Source organism: Pandoraea nosoerga, from assembly GCF_902459585.1.
In the GTDB taxonomy this organism is placed as follows: Bacteria; Pseudomonadota; Gammaproteobacteria; order Burkholderiales; family Burkholderiaceae; genus Pandoraea; species Pandoraea nosoerga.
Genome location: NZ_CABPSC010000013.1, coordinates 77,351 through 94,995, shown reverse-complemented (window position 1 = coordinate 94,995; position 17,645 = coordinate 77,351). Strand labels below are relative to the sequence as shown.

Sequence of the window (17,645 nt, the reverse complement as noted above, 5' to 3'; positions counted from 1 at the left end):
GCAAACCTCTTCTGTCTTTTTCATGATGTCGAGTATGCGCCTATTGTGACACGACTGTATGACGCGCGCGGTGGCGTGCGAGGCATGCGTGTGCCGCCGAAAGTGCCGGCCCGCGCCGCCCCGCGCCATCCCGCGCCATCCCGCGCCGTCCTGCGCGAATGCGACGACAGCGAGGCAGCGCTCAGTCTTCGAGCCGCATGCCCACCTTGAGCGTGACTTGCCAGTGAGCGACCTCGCCGTCTTCGATATGGCCGCGCGTTTCGGTGATCTCGAACCAGTTCAGGTTGCGCAGCGTCTTGCTCGCGCGTTCGATGGCGCACTTGACGGCGTCGTCGATGGACTTCGTCGACGAGCCCGTCAGCTCGATGTGCTTGTAGACGTGATCGGTCATGACAGTCTCCGGGTGAGTGAGGAGACTTTCCATCCTAGGCGCATGCTACTGCGGCCGCAAGTCGGTGTATTCCGACAGGGTGTCATCGGGCGCGTCGCCACCGGGACGGCCGGCAGCCCCGTCGTCGCGCTCGAGCCCGGGCGCACACGCGTGCGGCAAGCGCTGCGCGTCCTCCTGTGCGCGACGCAGCACGGCCGGCACCACGGTGTCGAGCGGCGTCGGCACGACATTGACGAGATTGCGGCGCACCTTCTGCAGCAACTGCGTGAGCTGCACCGTCTCGAAGGCCGTCAGCCCGTGCAACGCCTCGTTGCGCACTTCGTCGGAGAGCGCGCGGGCGATCTTCAGTTGCTCGACCGCGGCGCGCGTGACAAACAGGCGTTCGATGCGCGGGTCGCGCGCGTCGGGACGGCGACGCACCCAGCCCGCCTCTTCCATGCGCTCGAGCATGCGGGCGAGCGTCTGCGGCGGAGTTTCGAGAATGTCGGCCAGCACGGTCTGGCTCACGCCGCGATTGTCGGCGAGGTAGACGAGCAAGCGGCACTGCGCACGCGTCATCGGCAGCGTGCGTTGCGCGAACTGCTCGAAGCGGCGCCCGAACAGACGTTGGATGTCTGCCACGAGAAAGCCGAAACGTTGGGCGGAATCGGACACTTTCATAGGCCGCATTATGCTAAACATGTTTAGCGATATCAAGCCGCAACCAGCGCCGCGGCCGGCGGGCCGCCCGCTCGCGGCGCATGCCGGTTCAGGGAGGTTCCCGGCGTGTTTCGCGCACCGGAATACGCGGCGACTCAGGCGGCCTGCACGTCCGAATCGCGACCGCTGCCATGGCCGAGCCAGTCGAGCGCGCCCTCGCCCCGGCTGCCTTCGCTGCCCGGTCCGGCGCGCCGCACGGCCACGCCGACGGCCAGTACGTCGATCGCCGCGAGGTGCAGAATGCGCGCGATCATCGTCACGTGCGCGCCCATCGTCTCGACGTGATCGTTCGGCAGCACCAGCGTTGCCTTGCGCGCCAGCGGGGAATTGCGCGCCGTGAGCGCGATCACCTTCGCACCGCGCTTGAGCGCGATGTCGACGGCGCGATTCAGATCCGGTGAACGGCCCGACGCCGAAATGGCAACCACGACGTCTCCTTCCCCGAGCAGCCCGGCCGACGCCTGCAACAGGTACGGGTCGCCATAGGCGATGGTCGGCATGCCGAAGCGGAAGAACTTGTAGTGCGCGTCCTGCGCGATGACACCCGAGTTGCCGAGGCCATAGAACTCGATGCGGCGTGCGCCGTCGAGCAGCGTCACCGCCGCCTCGACGGTGCGGGCGTCGAGATGCTCGCGCATCTGCAGGATCGACGACACGGTGTTGTCGAGCACCTTCGCGCTGAATTCGGCCGCCGAATCGCCCACGTGCACCTGACCGTGACGCACCGGCAGCGTGCCCGTGAGGGCGCTCGCCAGCTTGAGCTTGAAGTCGGACAGTCCCTGGCAGCCGAGCTTGCGGCAAAAACGGATCACGGTGGGCTGACTCACCCGTGCGAGACGCGCGATGTCCGCCACCGGCTCGGCCAGCAGCGCGCGCGGCTGCTTGAGCGTGAGGTCGGCCACGCGCTGCTCCGCCGGGCTCAGGCGATCGCGCAACCGGTGCAGCCGGTCGATCAACGCCCCCGCGCCGGCCGCGTGAGAGCCGAGCTGCTCCGCAAGGATCGCAGACGTGCCGAGGAACGCCGGGTGTGCGGCCGTGATGACGAACGTCGGAATCTTCTTCAGATAAGCCTCGAAGCGCCCCTTGGCTTCGAAGCGTTGACGAAACGGCGACGCCTCGAACAGATCGCCGAGCTTGGGGATCACGCCACCGCCCAGATACACGCCGCCGACCGCCCCCAGCGACACCGCGACGTTGCCGGCAAGCGTGCCGAGCATCGCGCAGAAGCAGTCGACGGTCTCGCGCGCGAGCGCATCGCCCGCGTGCGCGCGCTTCACGATCGCCGGCGTCTCCAGCGCGTCGAGCGCTCGCCCCTCGCGCGCGGCGAGCGCCTGATAGACGAGCGCCATGCCCGGCCCCGCCACCAGACGCTCGAAGGACACATGCGGGAAGTGCTTCCAGGCGTAACGCAGCACGTCGATCTCGCGATCGTCGGCCGGCGCGAAGGTCGTGTGCCCGCCTTCGCTCCCCAGCGCGATCCAGCGATCGCCGGCCGGAATCAGGCCGGAGACGCCCACGCCGGTGCCCGGTCCGAGCAAGCCGAGCACGCCGTTGGGCCTGGGCTCGCCGCCGCCCACCTGGCGTTTCTCGTGCTCGGACAGATAAGGCAGCGCCATGGCGAGCGCGGTGAAATCGTTGACGACGAGCAGCGTCTCGAAGCGCAGTGCGCGGCGCGTGGCCTCGATCGAAAAGTGCCAGTCGCGGTTGGTCATGCGCACTTCGTCGCCCTCGATCGGGTTGGCGATGGCGACGGCCGCGTGCTGCACGGGTTCGGCGTGATCGGCGTCCTCGAGATAGGCGCGGATGACTTCGGGCACGCCGGCGAAGTCGTCGCAGGCGTAGTCGCGGATCTCCACGAGCTCGCCGGGCGCGATCTCGAGCGCGAAGCGGGCGTTGGTGCCGCCGATGTCGGCCAGAAGACGCGGGCCGCTCACGTGCGGTGGACTATGTCTCACTCCAGAAGACATCGATCGAGACTCCTTCAGTGTGAATCAACCGGGAGATGGCGTTGTCCTGCGGCTCGGCCTGCGCCGCCTCGAGCACGGCGCGCTTGGCCGGGCCCTGGATCTGCAGGACGAGGCGCTCGCAAGAGGCAAGCGCGGCGAGCGACCACGACACGCGCAGATGCGGCGCGCGCTGCGGCTGCACGAGCACGAACTTGTCGCGCGTGGTGATCGCTTCGCGCCACTGCGGCGCATCCGCGAACAGGGACGCGGTATGGCCGTCCTCGCCCATGCCCAGCACGCAGATCTGAGGCACGCCGTGCGTCCATGTGTCGTTGAGCGTGCGCACGTGCAGCGCGGCGGCACTCGACGTGTCGACGAGGGGCAGCCAGCGCGCCCCCGTTGCGCCGGGCAGCAGCGTCTCGGCAAGCAGGCGTGCGTTGCTCTGTTCGTGCGTGGGCGGCAGCCAGCGGTCGTCGGCCAGCGTGATGTCGACGTCGCGCCACGCCACGGGCAGGCGCGCCAGTTGCGCGAGAAACGCCCGCGGACTCGTGCCGCCCGAGACGGCGAGCAACGCGCGCGGCCGGATCGTGAGCGCTTCGTCGATGCCTGCCACGACGGCGTTGGCCAGCGCGAGCGCCTGCGCTTCGCGCGTAGGATAGGTTCTCCAGCGGATCATGCGCGTCCGTCTCCGAAGACTTGGGGCTTTGCCCTTGTGCGCCCCGGCCCGTTCGCCGGGGCGGCGTCAGTTCTCTTCTTCCACCCAGCATCGGCCCGACTGCGCGAGCAATGCGCTCGCCGCCGGGGGCCCCCACGTGCCGGCGGCATAGCGCTTCGGCCCCTTGGCCTGCCGCGCCCAGTACGCCTGGATCGGCGCCACCCAGCGCCATGCCTGCTCCTGCTCGTCGCGGCGCACGAAGAGGGCGAGACGCCCGTTGATCACGTCGAGCAGCAACCGCTCGTAGGCGTCCATCCGGTGCCCCTTGAAGAACTGGTCGAACGCCAGATCGAGGTGTACGGTCTGCAGGTTCATGCCTTCGCCCGGCTGCTTGGCGAGGCAGTACAGGCGGATCGACTCGTTGGGCTGCAGGCGGATCACCAGACGATTTGCGCCGGGCTGCGCGGTGGCTTCGCCAAGCAGCGGGTACGGCGTGGCGCGATAGTTGACGACGATTTCCGCAACGCGCTCGCCGAGCCGCTTGCCCGTGCGCAGGTAGAACGGCACGCCGGCCCAGCGCCAGTTGTCGATCTCCGCCTTGAGCGCGACGAACGTCTCGGTCTGGCTGTCCGGGGGCACGCCGGGCTCGTCCACGTAGGCGGGCACGGCGGACTTGTCGATGGCGCCGCCGCCGTACTGGCCGCGCACGACGTTGTGCGCCACGCTCTCGTCGTCCATCTGCCGCAGCGAGCGCAGCACCCGCAGCTTCTCGTCGCGCACCGCATCGGCGTTCATCGACAGCGGCGGCTCCATGGCCACGATGGCCAGCAGTTGCAGCAAGTGGTTCTGCACCATGTCGCGCAACGCGCCGGTCTGCTCGTAGAACTCGCCACGCCCTTCCACGCCAATGGCCTCGGCGATGGTGATCTGAATGCTATCGATCAGCTCGCGCCGCCACAGCGGCTCGAAAATCGCGTTGCCAAACCGCAGCGCGAGCAGGTTCTGCACCGCCTCCTTTCCGAGGTAGTGGTCGATCCGATAGATCTGGTCTTCGCGGAAGATGGCGCCGACGGCGTCGTTGATGCCTTCGGAGGACGCCAGATCGTTGCCGAGCGGCTTTTCGAGCACGATGCGGCTGTTCTCGTTGAGCCCGGCGCTGCGCAGGCCCTCGCAGATCGGGATGAACAGCGACGGCCCGGTCGCCAGATAGAAGATGCGCACGCCCTGGCGCTTGGCCAGCCGCTCGGCCAGCACCCGGAACTCGGCCTCGCGGCCGAGATCGAGCGGCATGTAATCGATGGTGGCGAGAAAGCGCTTCCACGTCGGCTCGTCCCACACGTCCGGCTTGATGTGCGCGCGCACGTGCTGCTCGCACCAGGCGTGATAGCCGGCGGCGTCCATCGGGGTGCGGGCCACGGCCAGGATGCGTCCGGCGGTGTCGGTGTGCGCGCCGGCTTCCAGTTGCCCGGTGCAGAACGCCCGGAACAGGGCCGGCAGCACCTTGCGCAGCGACAAATCGCCGGTGGCGCCGAAGAGGACAAAGGTATAGGGTGAAAGCGTGTTCATGGACAGCGTGGACTCCGTGCAGTCAGACGCGTCCGAGGCTTGCGCAAAGCGCGGATGGACTCGGCCGGCGTCACCGGAAAAGCGCAACTTTGACACTGCATTGTAGTTTAACTACACTGCAAATCAACAAAATCTCGTGCTTTGACTACATCGAAGGCGATGCAGCGCAAGGCGCACCCAGCCAGCATGCGAGACACGCCGCAGGCTTCGGGCGCGTGACCCGCATGGGGCGACCCACAACGTCCCGGAATCACCATGACTCAGTCTTCGCACAACGTGTCGCTGCATCCCGTGGTAGAGCGCGTGACCGAGCGACTCATCCGCCGCAGCCGGGCGACCCGCCAGGCGTATCTCGAAGGCGTCGCGCGCGCCATGCACGGGCAGCCCGGGCGCGAGAAGCTCGGCTGCGCCAACCTCGCGCACGCCATGGCCGCCGCGCCCGCCGACGACCGTCTCAAGCTGCGCACCGAACGCGCGCCCAACATCGGCATCGTCACCGCCTACAACGACATGCTCTCGGCGCACGCGCCGTTCGCCGAATTTCCCGACATCATCAAGTCCGCCGCGCGCGCGCACGGCGCGAGCGCGCAGGTCGCCGGCGGCGTGCCGGCGATGTGCGACGGCGTCACGCAGGGTTACGCCGGCATGGAGCTCTCGTTGTTCTCGCGCGACGTGATCGCGCTCGCCTCGGCCGTCGCGCTCTCGCACCAGACGTTCGACGCCGCCATGTTCCTTGGCGTGTGCGACAAGATCGTGCCGGGGCTCGTGATCGCCGCGCAGGCGTTCGGCCATCTGCCGGCCGTATTCGCGCCGGCCGGCCCCATGCCCTCCGGCCTGCCGAACGACGAAAAGTCGCGCATCCGGCAGGAATACGCGGCCGGACGCATTACGCGCGCCGCGCTGCTCGACGCCGAGCTGGCCGCCTATCACACCCAGGGCACCTGCACGTTCTACGGCACGGCCAACAGCAATCAGATGCTCATGGAATTCATGGGCCTGCACCTGCCCGGCGCGTCGTTCGTCAACCCGCACACGCCGCTGCGGCACGCGCTCACGCAGGCGGCCACCGCGCGCGCCGTGGCGCTCGCCAGGTCGGGCATCAACACGTCGCAAATTCTCGACGAGCGCGCCTTCGTGAACGGCGTGGTGGGACTTCACGCCACCGGCGGCTCGACGAACCACACACTGCATCTCGTGGCGATGGCGCACGCGGGCGGCATTCTGCTCGATTGGGAGGATTTCGCCGATCTGTCGAACGTCACGCCGCTGCTCGCGCATGTCTACCCGAGCGGCAAGGCCGACGTGAACCAGTTCCACGCCGCGGGCGGGCTCAACTTCCTGATCCGCGAGCTGCTCGACGCCGGCCTGCTGCACGAGAACGTGACGACCGTCATGGGGCATGGCCTGCGCGCGTACACGCAGGAAGTCTTCCTGCGCGACGACGTGCTCTCGTGGCAGGAAGCACCGGCACAGAGTCTCGACGAGACCATCGTGCGGCCGGCCTCGCGCCCGTTCGCGCCGGAGGGCGGCCTGCGCATGCTCCACGGCAACCTCGGTCGGGCGGTGATCAAGTCGTCCGCCGTGAAGCCGGAGCATCGGACAGTGCGCGCACCGGCACGCGTGTTCTCCGATCAGGAATCGGCGCAGGCGGCATTCAAGGCGGGCGAGCTCACGCGCGACGTGATCGTGGTGGTGCGTTTCCAGGGGCCGCGCGCGAACGGTATGCCCGAGCTGCACAAGCTCATGCCGATGCTCGGCCTGCTGCAGGACGAGGGCCACCATGTGGCGCTCGTGACCGACGGCCGCATGTCCGGAGCGTCGGGCAAGGTGCCGGCGGCCATTCACCTCTCGCCTGAAGCGCACGACGGGGGCATGCTCGCAAGGGTGCAGGACGGGGACATCATCTCGATCGACTGCGAGAAGAACCTGCTCCATTGCGAAGTGGACGACGCCACGCTCGCCGCCCGCGCGCCCGAGCCGGTGCCGCCGCGGCCGTTCGATCCGTGGCGCAACCTGTTCCAACTGTTTCGCGACAACGTCGGTGCAGCGCCGCACGGCGCGTGCGTGCTCTTCAATGATGCGCAATACGGCGACGCGCAGCATCCCGACGCGTCCTGAGACGGCCGCGCCACCGCCAAAATCGAGGAATCGAGGCGTCAAGAATCTTGACGCCTTTTTTATTCGCGCGTCCCTAGACTGGCTTCGTCCTCACTCCCGTCTTTATCGACACGCCGCCATGCCCGTCATTGCCGAACGCGCCAGTCTCGAACCTCCCGATGCACCCGGTGCACCCGATGCGCCAGCCTCGCCCCTGCAGGCGCGCCGCGCGACCTCCCCGCGCTTGCGTCTTGACACCACGCTGGACATCACGCTGAGCCGCGCCGCCGTTTCCTCGCTTGCCATCACGCTCGCGATGAGCCTGCCGCTGCCGTGGCGCGTCGAGACGATCCGTCCGATCCGGCGCGACACGGCGGCCGTCGTGTCGATCGCGTTGCCGCGCGGGCAAGCCTCGCATGCCATGCACGTGGTCATGCAGTCGCTGCCCGAGGCCGAATTCGGCGCGCTGCGCCGGCAGCCTGCCGCCTGAGCGCCAGGCCGTCCGGCCCATTTTGGCGTCGCCCCGATTCGTTTCCGTTTTTTCTCACCATGAACGCAACCATTTTTCAGGGCGTGTGGATTCCGCTCGTCACTCCAATGACCGGTGCCAATGGCGCCGCCATCGATCGCAACGCATTCGCGCGGCTGGTCGACTACTACCTTGCCGCGGGAGTGGACGGCTTCGTGGTGGCCGGCACGACCGGCGAAGGCGCCCTGCTCGCGCCAGACGAACGCCGCTGGCTCGTGGAGACCGCATGCCATCTCGCGCACGGCCACGCGCCGGTGCTCGCCGGGGTGGGTGCGGCCGACACCGCCAATGCAGCGCGGCAGATGCGCCATCTCGACGATTTGCCGCTTGCCGGCTACCTCGTGCCGCCACCGTACTATCTGCGTCCGTCGCAGGAAGGCATTCTCTGGCATTACCGCACGCTCGCCGCCGGCACGCGCAAGCCGCTCGTGCTCTACAACGTACCGCTGCGCACCGGCGTGACGCTCGCGGTGCAGACGATTCGCGAGCTGGCATCGCACGACGCGTTCGCCGCAATCAAGGAATGCGACGCGCATCCGCTCGTGCATCTGCCGTCGCAGACGACGCTGCGCGTGCTGTGCGGCGACGACATGCAGCTGCTCGCCGCGCTGCGCGCCGGCGCCACCGGCGGCATCTCGGCCGCGGCGCATGTGCGCCCCGATCTCTATCTGAAGCTCGTGCGGTACGTGCGCGATGGCGATCTGTCGCGCGCCGCGACGCTCTTCAATGGCATGAGGCCGCTCATCCGGCGACTCTTTAGCGAACCGAATCCGGTAGCGATCAAGGCCGCGCTCGCCTCGCTCGGCTTGTGCGGGCCGGCCGTGCGCCGGCCGCTCATGCCATGTACCGATGGGCTTCGCCGGGACATCGACGCGCAGCTCGAAGTGACGATGGCCTTTTGAGCCGCACCGCCACACGCGACCTTCCCCCTTGCGTGAGCTCGCCCATGGATGACATCGATCAACGCCACCGCACCGTCGCCCGATTGCTCATCAAGCTCTCGGGCACCACGCTGGCGCGGCTCGCCTGCGCGAGCGGAATCGCCGCCAGCACGATTTCTCGCTGGGTCCACGGCGAGCGCTGCGTGCTGGGCGCTTCGTCCCGTGACAGGCTGCTTGCCGCGCTCGGCGCGGTCAGCGACGGCACGCACGTGCGCCTCGCACCGCGCGCCCCGGGGGCGGCACAGCCCGTCTTTCGGATCAACGGGCTCGTGCAGGCCGAGCGCTTCGCCACCCTCGCCGCGCTCACCGCCACGCGCTTCGTGGCCGCACGCGAGGCGTGTCAGGCCCAAACGCGCCAGGAAACGCTCGTGAGCGTCGTCACGGACCTCACGGGCGAGGTCACCGCGCGGCTCGTCGGCACGCGCGAGGCGCTCGACGAGCTCTACGCGGCGCTCGACATCGCCGTGTCGCCGAACCGGCGCTCGCGCGTTACTGCCACCCGAAGCGACGCGCGAACATGCCCTTCATCATCTGCGTGAGTACCGCGTAGGCGAGCAGGATCGCGGCGAGCATCGGGAAGTACGCGAGCGGCAGCGCCTGCAGCCGGAACGTCTCGGCGAACGGCGAGAGCGGCAGCATCACGCCGATCAGCATCACCGCGCCGGTCATGAGCAGGAGCGGCCACGCGGCGCGGCTTTGCACGAACGGGATGCGGCGCGTGCGAATCAGGTGCACGATGAGCGTCTGCGAGAGCAGGCCCTCGACGAACCAGCCCGACTGGAACAGGCTCTGGTGCGCGGCGCTGTTCGCGCCGAACAGATGCCACATCCCCACGAACGTCAGTACGTCGAAAATCGAGCTGATCGGCCCGAAGAACACCATGAAGCGCGACAGGTCGGCCGGGTTCCATTGCTGCGGGCGCATGAGCTGCTCGGGGTCGACGTTATCGAACGGGATCGTCGTCTGCGACAGGTCGTAGAGCAGGTTTTGCGTGAGCAGCTGCAGCGGCAGCATCGGCAGGAACGGCAGGAAGGCGCTGGCGATCAGCACCGAGAAGACATTGCCGAAGTTCGAGCTGGCCGTCATCTTGATGTACTTGAGCATGTTCGCGAAGGTGCGACGCCCTTCGATCACCCCCTGCTCCAGCACCATCAGACTCTTTTCCAGCAGGATCAGATCGGCCGCTTCCTTCGCGATATCCACCGCCGTGTCCACGGAAATGCCGATGTCCGCCGCGCGCAGTGCCGGCGCGTCGTTGATGCCGTCGCCCATGAAGCCCACCACGTGGCCGTTCGCGCGCAGCATGTGCACGATGCGCTCCTTGTGGGCCGGCGTGAGCTTCGCGAACACGTTGGCGCGCTCCACAGTGCGGGCCAGTTCGGCGTCGCTCATCGATTCGATCGCATCGCCGAGCACGCAGCCGGTCACCGCAAGCCCCACTTCTCGGCACACCTTGACGGTCACGAGGTCGTTGTCGCCCGTGAGCACCTTCACGTCGACACCGCAAGCCGCCAGCGCCTGGAGCGCCGGTGCGGTCGACTCCTTGGGCGGATCGAGGAACGCGATGTAGCCCACGAGCACCAGTTCGCGCTCGTCGGCAACGCTGTAGCGCTCGCGCACGGGCGGCAGATGGCGGGTGGCCACCGCTACCACGCGCAGGCCTTCGGCGTTCAGGTCCGCGGTTACCCGACGCAGGCGGGCGAGCACGTCCGGTGTGAGCGGCTCGACGTTCGCGCCGTGCTGCACGCGGTTGCACACCGCCATCACTTCCTCGACGGCGCCCTTGCAGATGAGCTCGTGATGCTCGCCGTTCTCGCTCACGACGACCGACATGCGACGGCGCTCGAAGTCGAACGGAATCTCGTCGATCTTGCGATAGCGATTCACCACGTCCAGACGCTGGTGCAGCTCGGCGTGATCGAGCACGGCCACGTCGAGCAGGTTCTTCAGACCGGTCTGGTAGAAACTGTTCAGGTAGGCGTACTCGAGCACGTCTTCGCTGGCGTGGCCCCACACGTCGGTGTGGCGCTCCAGGCAGATGCGATCCTGCGTGAGGGTGCCGGTCTTGTCGGTGCACAGCACGTCCATGGCGCCGAAGTTCTGGATCGCGTCGAGCCGCTTGACGATGACTTTCTTGCGCGAGAGCACCACCGCGCCCTTGGCGAGCGTGGCGGTCACGATCATCGGCAGCATCTCGGGCGTGAGACCCACGGCCACCGACAGCGCGAAGAGCGACGCTTCGAGCCAGTCGTGTTTGGTGAGGCCGTTGACGACCAGCACGATCGGCGTCATGACCAGCATGAAGCGGATCAGCACCCACGAGACGCGATTGACGCCTTGCTGGAACGACGTGACGGCCGGACGCTGCGCCGTCACGCGCTGGGCGAGCGAGCCGAAGAAGGTGCGCGCGCCCGTCGCCACCACGACCGCCGTGGCCGAGCCGCTCACCACGTTGGTGCCCATGAATGCGAGATTGTCGTAGGTGAGCGGATTGTCGCCGACGCTGCCCTCGCCCGCATGCGCGAATTTTTCCACCGGCAGCGCTTCGCCGGTGAGCGCCGACTGCGAGACGAACAGGTCTTTGGCCGCGAGAATGCGCACGTCCGCCGGGATCATGTCGCCCGCCGCGAGCAGCACGATGTCCCCGGGCACGAGCTGCGCGAGCGCAATCTCGCGCCCCATGCGGCCCAGGTGCCGCACATTGTCGAGCCCTGCGGTCGCACCGCTCAGCGCTTCGCGGCGCAGCACGGTCGCGGTGGTGCTCACCATCGCCTTGAGCTTTTCCGCCGCCTTGTTCGAGCGCGCCTCCTGCATGAACCGCAACACCGTGGAAATGATCACCATCGACGAGATGATGATCGTTCCCTCGGTGTCGTCGGTCGCATACGACACGGCGGCCAGCGCCGAGAGCAGCAGGTTGAACGGATTGCGATAGCACTGGAACAGATGACGCCACCACGGCAGAGGCTTCTCGTGCTCCACTTCATTGGTGCCAACGTGCGCGCGCACGCTCGCGGCTTCGTCGTCGGACAGGCCCTGGCGGGTCGTGCCCAGGCGCGCGAGCAGATCCGGGCCGGTCTCGCGCGCGGCATCGAGCAGACCGGGCAGACCGGGTGGTGCCAGGTGGCCGGCATTCGGCGCATCGAGGGTTTCGAGCATGTCGCCGCGGCGGAAAAGGCGCAGGCCAAGGCGCGCGCCCAGCACCGCGATGAAACGCTCGCCGAGGGTGAGAGCTTGTTGCATCGGATACATCCTTGAGGAAATGCGAGGCGGGCGCGTCGGCCGCGCCTCGCCAAAGTCATGAAACGGTGTGTCAGCGGGTCGCTTTCGCGCGACGGACCTGCGCGCGCAGCCACCGACCGAGACGACCGGGACGACCGAGACGATCGAGAGGGCCAAGACCGCCCCAGCCCCGGCCACGCTCGCCCCGCGCCTCGCCAGCTTCGGGGGGCGCACCGACGCGATAGTGATGCAGGCACTCGGCCGGCAGCATGAGGGCTTGCGGATTGCCCGCGCGAAGGGTCATGGAATAACGGAACACGACGAATCTCCCGGCCGCACGGCGTCGCGCCCGGCGCGCGTCATGCGCGGGCGGTCGTCGCCGCCGCCCGGATCATCTGACCCGGGGCGAACGGTCGGACAGCAAGCGCATGCGCACGGCCGAGTCGCCCGTGCGGCAAACGTAAAACTGGTTAGGGAGCGTGCTACGAACGATGAACGTCTGCGATCCGGCGCGTCGCCGCGCGCCAGGCGCGCGAAGGCCAGAGGAATCCGCGAAATCCGCGAATCGAGACAATCCGCGACGGACTTGAGACGAACTCGAGACGAACATCAGAGGTGCGCGCCAACCCGGCTATGCGAGTCAGCGGCGGGGAAATCCCGGGGACTAACTCGCGGTGGTGGTGTCGACCTGCGTCGACCGGCAACTACCACTAGAACAACTGTCCACGGAAGGATCTCCTGAGAGCTATGACGGCGCGATTCTACCCTCGAGTGCGTCGAAAGAAAAGTGACAATTCAAGGTGTTACAAAATGATGACAATGGAAACTTTGCAGTGCGCGGCGACTCAGTCAGAATCTGTCACGTTTTCGTCATCAACCGCCTGCCGGCGGCCGTCGATACGCCGGCATCGCGCGTGAAGCCCCATGCTGCCGGACGGTATTGCGGCCCCGCGGCCGGCATCGCTCCGGAACTCATGGAATCGCTCAACCGCGCCGTCTTTCTGGCCATCAACGCCTCGCCCAACGTCAGCGAAGGCGAACTGGCCATCGCCGTATTCCTCGCCAAGTACCTGATCCTGCTGCTCCCGGCCGGGCTCGTCACGCTGTGGCTCGCCGGCGGGCGCGATCGCGAAGGGGCCGTGCATGGCCTGCTCGGCGTGGCGCTGGTGCTGCTGATCAACTTCGTCATCGGGCGGGCGTGGTTCGAGCCGCGTCCGTTCGTCGTCGGCCTCGGCACGAACCTGCTGGCGCATGCGCCGACGAGCGCGTTTCCGAGCAATCACGCGTCGATCATGTTCACCTCGGCGTTCGTGCTGATGGGCACCGTGGCGCGAACGCCCCGTATGCTCGGCAAGCTCGTGCTGCTCTGCGCCCTGCCCGTGTGCTGGGCGCGCGTCTATCTTGGCGTGCATTGGCCGATCGACATGCTCGGCGGGCTGTGCGTGTCGATCGTCGCCGCGCTCGTCATGCGCACGGGCGCCGCGCGCGAGACGAGCCGCATTGCCGCCGCCGTGCTCGAAGGCGTCTACCGCCGCCTGCTGGCCTGGCCGATCGCGCGCGGCTGGCTGCGTCGATGACGCGAAGCGCCCAGGCGCCAATGCCCGCCAATGCTCGCCAATACCGGACCGGTCGTCGATCTGCCGAAGATTGTCTGAGGCCTTGCCAGGAATTTGCCGGGAGCGGCGCGAAGGTGTCGCGAAACGGCTGAGGGGGCGGGAGGTTGGGAGACTCGGGAGATCCGAATCTCCCAATGGCGTTGCCAGGAGGGAAATCAGCGGTGGTATTCGCCGGCGGCTTCGGGCTGGTAGTCGATGCCGAGCAGTTCGAGCTCGATGCGATGACCGCCCGGCACTTGCCAGTGAATCGATTGGCCGACGCGCAATCCGAGCAGCGCGCTGCCCACCGGCGCCAACACCGAAATACCGTTCTCCGTGTTCGCGAGATGCTGCGGATAGACCAGCGTCACGCGATGCTCCTGCTGCGTGGCCAGATCGCGATAGCGCACCACCGAATTCATCGTGGCGACGTCGGCCGGCATCTGCTCCGGCTCGACGACGCTCGCCCGGGCGAGCTCTGTTTCGAGTGCCTCCACATACGGCAATGCCGCGCGCGGCGCCTGCGCCATGAGCGCTTCGAGGCGATCGAGGTCGAGGCTCGAGACAGTGATCGAAGGACGTTGCGAGTTGACGGTGGACATGTCGATGGGCCTGTTTTTCCTTGACGTTGAGTGAATTGCCTTCAATCTAACAGAAGGCCCGCGCCGCGAGAAGTCCCGGATTCTGGCCGCATCCGCTAGAATCGACGCATTCGGGACCGCCCGCCGGGCCTGCGTCGCGCAGCCGTTTTTGCCGCGCCGCAACGCCCTCCGGCGGCCAGACGCATCCTTCATTTCCCGTGCCGGCAACGCGCTGCACGACGCCGCGGCTCGCCCGCCCGCGTTGTACGCCCCGCCCGTGCCGGCCTTATCAGGTAAAGAGGCACCATGTCCGAACACAGCACGAATGCCGCGCTCTTCGAGCGCGCCCAGCAGACCATTCCCGGCGGCGTGAATTCGCCCGTGCGCGCGTTTCGCTCGGTCGGCGGCACGCCGCGCTTCATCGCCCGCGCCCAGGGCCCGTACATGTGGGACGCCGAGGGCGCGCGCTACATCGATTACATCGGCTCGTGGGGACCGATGATCGTGGGCCATCTCCACCCGGAAGTGGTCGCCGCCGTGCAGCACGCCATGTCGCAAGGCTTCAGCTTCGGCGCGCCGACCGAGGCCGAAGTGACCATGGCAGAGGAAATCTGCCGTCTCGTACCGTCCATCGAACAGGTGCGCCTGGTGTCCTCGGGCACCGAAGCGACGATGAGCGCGCTGCGCCTCGCGCGCGGCTTCACCGGCCGCAACAAGATCGTGAAGTTCGAAGGCTGCTACCACGGCCACGCCGACAGCCTGCTCGTCAAGGCGGGCTCGGGCCTGCTCACGTTCGCCGACTCCACGCGCAACGCGCCGTCGTCGGCCGGCGTCCCGCCCGAGGTCACGCGCGACACGCTCGTGCTCGAGTACAACAATGTCGAGCAGCTGCGCGAACTGTTCGCCGGCCAGGGCGGCGAAATCGCGGCCGTGATCGTCGAGCCCGTGGCCGGCAACATGAACCTCGTGCGCGGCTCGCGTAATTTCCTGCAGACCCTGCGCGAGCTGTGTACGGCCCACGGCGCCGTGCTCATCTTCGACGAAGTGATGTGCGGTTTCCGCGTCGGGCTGGGCGGTGCGCAGGCGCTCTACGGCATCACGGCCGATCTCACGTGCCTGGGCAAAGTGATCGGCGGCGGCATGCCGGCCGCGGCCTTCGGCGGACGCCGCGACATCATGTCGCACCTCGCGCCGCTGGGGGGCGTCTACCAGGCCGGCACGCTCTCGGGCAACCCGCTGGCCGTCGCCGCGGGCCTCGCGACGCTCAAGCTCATTCAGGCGCCCGGCTTCTACGAGGATCTGGCCAAGCGCACGTCGAAACTGGTGACAGGCCTCGTCGAGGCGGCGCAGGCCGCCGGCGTGCCGTTCTCGGGCGACAGCGTGGGCGGCATGTTCGGCCTGTACTTCCGTGCGAACGTGCCGCAGAGCTTCGCCGAGGTGACGACCTCCGACGTCGCGCGCTTCAACAAGTTCTTCCACGCGATGCTCGATCGCGGCGTCTATCTCGCACCGAGCGCATTCGAAGCAGGCTTCGTCTCGGCCGCGCACGACGACGCGGTCCTCGACGCGACCCTCGAGGCCGCGCGCGACGCATTCCGCACGCTCGCATGAGCGTCATGTGCGCGCGGCGCACGCCCGATCCCGCTACCGGTCATTCCGTTCGACCATAACAAGGAAACTCATCATGCAAATGCTGCTGCCGACCCGCCTGCCTCAGTCGATCTTGCGCTGGCTCGCCATGGGACTCCTCGCGTCGCTGCTCAGCGCGTGCGGGTACAACGAAATTCAGGTCAAGGACGAAGCCGTCAAGGCGGCGTGGAGCGAAGTGGTCAACCAGTACCAGCGGCGCGCGGATCTGGTGCCCAACCTGGTGAACACCGTGAAAGGCTACGCGGCGCACGAGCAAACGACGCTCACCGACGTGATCAACGCCCGTGCCAAGGCGACGAGCATCACCGTCACGCCGCAGACGCTCAACGATCCCGAAGCATTCAAGAAATTCCAGCAGGCTCAGGGCGAACTCTCGGGCGCGCTCTCGCGCCTGATGGCCGTGTCGGAGAACTACCCGAACCTGAAGGCCGACGGCCTGTTCCGGGATCTGCAGTCGCAGCTCGAAGGCACGGAGAACCGCATCACGGTAGCGCGCAATCGCTACATCCAGTCGGTGCAGGACTACAACGTGTACGTGCGCCAATTCCCGAACAATCTGACCGCCAAGATGTTCGGCTACGGACCGAAGCCGAACTTCACGGTCGAGAACGAGAAAGCCATCTCGACGGCGCCGACTGTCAAGTTCTGAGAGTCGCGCCATGGCCGCCGTTGCGCTGTTCCGATCATCGTCCTCGCCCGCCGCGGCGCACCTGCCGCACCGGCTGGGTCGGCCGCGCACGGACGTGCCGGCGCCAAGGCTGGCACGCCGCGCACCGCTCGGCGCGTCGCCCGGTTCGTCGCCCGGTTCGTCGCCCGGTTCGTCGCCCGGTTCGTCGCCCGGTTCGTCGCCCGGTTCGTCGTCTGGTTCGCTCCTTGGCGCCTGCCTTGGTGCGCTCTATGCCGTGCTGCTGGCATGCCTGTGCTGGTTCGCGCTGCCCGCCAGCGCCGAGGAAGGGGTGCCCGTGCCCGCCCTCACCGCGCGCGTCACCGACCTGACGGGCACGCTCACGGCCGAGCAGCGCAACGCGCTCGAGACCCAGCTCGCGCAATACGAGCAGCAGCGCGGCAGCCAGATCTTCATCCTGATGGTGCCGACGACCGCGCCCGAGACCATCGACCAGTACAGCATCCGCGTGGCGGACGCATGGAAGGCCGGGCGCAAGGGCGTGGACGACGGCGTCATCCTGCTCATCGCGAAGGACAATCCGAATGACTTGCGCAAGATGCGCATCGAGGTCGGACGCGGCGTGCAGGGCTCGCTCACCGACGCGATCGCCGGCCGGATCCTGCGTGACGTGATGGCGCCGCACTTGCGCAGCGGCGACTTCTTCGGCGGCCTCGCCGCCGGCGTCGCAGCGGTGCAGGCGGCCATGAACAACGAGGCGCTGCCGGCGCCGAACCTGCCGTCGACGCGCGCGCCGCACGGCGATCTGTCCGACTTCCTGCCGCTGCTCTTCATTGTCTTCATCATCGGCATGGTGGTGCTCATGGAGAGCCGTCGGCGCTTCCGAGGGCCGGGGCTGCCCGGCGCCGACCTGAACGACCCGCGCTCGCGCGTGCTCACCGGCCAGCGCGGCCGCATCGGCGCGGGCGGCTTCGGGACCGGCCTGGGGGGCGGCTTGGGCGGCTTGGGCGGATTTGGCGGCTGGGGGCGCGGCGGTGGCGACGGTGGCTTCGGTGGCGGCGGCGGCGGTGGCGGCGGTGGCGGCGGTTTCGGCGGCGGCGGCGGTGGCGGCTTCGACGGCGGCGGCTCGTCCGGGAACTGGTGACGGC

Annotated in this window: 16 protein-coding genes; 8 read left to right on the top strand and 8 right to left on the bottom strand. The window is 68.0% G+C overall.

Annotated features, from left to right (window positions below; genetic code table 11):
* Positions 1-181: 181 nt before the first annotated feature.
* The 5 genes from PNO31109_RS16550 to zwf form a co-directional block, all read right to left on the bottom strand.
* Positions 182-391, bottom strand: coding sequence for a dodecin (locus tag PNO31109_RS16550; protein WP_150556552.1), 210 nt, complete (start codon positions 389-391; stop codon positions 182-184).
* A gap of 45 nt (positions 392-436) precedes the next feature.
* The gene (locus PNO31109_RS16545; protein WP_174966436.1) at positions 437-1,051 is read right to left on the bottom strand and encodes a MarR family winged helix-turn-helix transcriptional regulator; all 615 of its coding nucleotides are present in this window, start codon (positions 1,049-1,051) and stop codon (positions 437-439) included.
* 134 nt (positions 1,052-1,185) lie between these two features.
* A complete protein-coding gene (locus PNO31109_RS16540; protein ID WP_241014014.1) occupies positions 1,186-3,057 on the bottom strand; it encodes a bifunctional transcriptional regulator/glucokinase in 1,872 nt (623 codons plus the stop codon).
* Positions 3,035-3,712 carry a 6-phosphogluconolactonase gene (gene pgl / locus PNO31109_RS16535; protein ID WP_150556550.1) on the bottom strand — a complete coding sequence of 226 codons (678 nt, stop codon included), beginning with the start codon at positions 3,710-3,712 and terminating at the stop codon, positions 3,035-3,037. Before pgl ends, PNO31109_RS16540 begins: the two co-directional genes overlap by 23 nt.
* Positions 3,713-3,778: 66 nt before the next feature.
* Positions 3,779-5,257, bottom strand: coding sequence for a glucose-6-phosphate dehydrogenase (gene zwf, locus PNO31109_RS16530; protein WP_150556549.1), 1,479 nt, complete (start codon positions 5,255-5,257; stop codon positions 3,779-3,781).
* A 255-nt stretch (positions 5,258-5,512) separates the two neighbouring features.
* Between zwf and edd the strand changes: the two genes are divergently transcribed.
* From edd to PNO31109_RS16510, 4 genes are all read left to right on the top strand, one after another.
* Positions 5,513-7,375, top strand: coding sequence for a phosphogluconate dehydratase (gene edd, locus PNO31109_RS16525; RefSeq protein WP_174966435.1), 1,863 nt, complete (start codon positions 5,513-5,515; stop codon positions 7,373-7,375).
* Positions 7,376-7,493: 118 nt separating this feature from the next.
* Positions 7,494-7,844 carry a hypothetical protein gene (locus PNO31109_RS16520; protein ID WP_150556548.1) on the top strand — a complete coding sequence of 117 codons (351 nt, stop codon included), beginning with the start codon at positions 7,494-7,496 and terminating at the stop codon, positions 7,842-7,844.
* Between the two features lie 59 nt (positions 7,845-7,903).
* Complete coding sequence (gene dapA, locus PNO31109_RS16515; RefSeq protein ID WP_241014013.1) at positions 7,904-8,785, top strand: 4-hydroxy-tetrahydrodipicolinate synthase; 882 nt, start codon at positions 7,904-7,906, stop codon at positions 8,783-8,785.
* Positions 8,786-8,829: 44 nt separating this feature from the next.
* Complete coding sequence (locus PNO31109_RS16510) at positions 8,830-9,363, top strand: helix-turn-helix domain-containing protein (protein WP_150556547.1); 534 nt, start codon at positions 8,830-8,832, stop codon at positions 9,361-9,363.
* Here the strand turns inward: PNO31109_RS16510 and mgtA are convergent.
* Both mgtA and PNO31109_RS16500 read right to left on the bottom strand, forming a co-directional pair.
* Entirely contained in the window at positions 9,314-12,067 is a 2,754-nt protein-coding gene (mgtA, locus tag PNO31109_RS16505; protein WP_150556546.1) for a magnesium-translocating P-type ATPase, read from the bottom strand. The two genes, PNO31109_RS16510 and mgtA, sit on opposite strands and share 50 nt — an antisense overlap.
* A gap of 70 nt (positions 12,068-12,137) precedes the next feature.
* Complete coding sequence (locus tag PNO31109_RS16500) at positions 12,138-12,365, bottom strand: hypothetical protein (protein WP_150556545.1); 228 nt, start codon at positions 12,363-12,365, stop codon at positions 12,138-12,140.
* Positions 12,366-13,020: 655 nt separating this feature from the next.
* Between PNO31109_RS16500 and PNO31109_RS16495 the strand changes: the two genes are divergently transcribed.
* Positions 13,021-13,623, top strand: a complete 603-nt coding sequence (locus PNO31109_RS16495) for a phosphatase PAP2 family protein (RefSeq protein ID WP_206119227.1) — start codon at positions 13,021-13,023, stop codon at positions 13,621-13,623.
* A 194-nt stretch (positions 13,624-13,817) separates the two neighbouring features.
* Here PNO31109_RS16495 and rnk read toward each other — a convergent pair whose 3' ends face one another.
* Positions 13,818-14,243, bottom strand: a complete 426-nt coding sequence (rnk, locus tag PNO31109_RS16490) for a nucleoside diphosphate kinase regulator (protein ID WP_150556543.1) — start codon at positions 14,241-14,243, stop codon at positions 13,818-13,820.
* Positions 14,244-14,528: 285 nt separating this feature from the next.
* Here rnk and hemL point away from each other — a divergent pair, with 285 nt between their 5' ends.
* The 3 genes from hemL (at position 14,529) to PNO31109_RS16475 (ending at position 17,641) form a co-directional block, all read left to right on the top strand.
* Positions 14,529-15,833: a glutamate-1-semialdehyde 2,1-aminomutase gene (gene hemL, locus PNO31109_RS16485; RefSeq protein WP_150556542.1), complete on the top strand. Its 1,305-nt coding sequence runs from the start codon at positions 14,529-14,531 to the stop codon at positions 15,831-15,833.
* Positions 15,834-15,906: 73 nt separating this feature from the next.
* Positions 15,907-16,521, top strand: coding sequence for a LemA family protein (locus PNO31109_RS16480; RefSeq protein WP_150556541.1), 615 nt, complete (start codon positions 15,907-15,909; stop codon positions 16,519-16,521).
* Between the two features lie 256 nt (positions 16,522-16,777).
* Positions 16,778-17,641 (top strand): TPM domain-containing protein, encoded by an 864-nt coding sequence (locus PNO31109_RS16475; RefSeq protein ID WP_370750438.1) that lies wholly within the window; start codon positions 16,778-16,780, stop codon positions 17,639-17,641.
* The last annotated feature ends 4 nt before the right edge of the window (positions 17,642-17,645 follow it).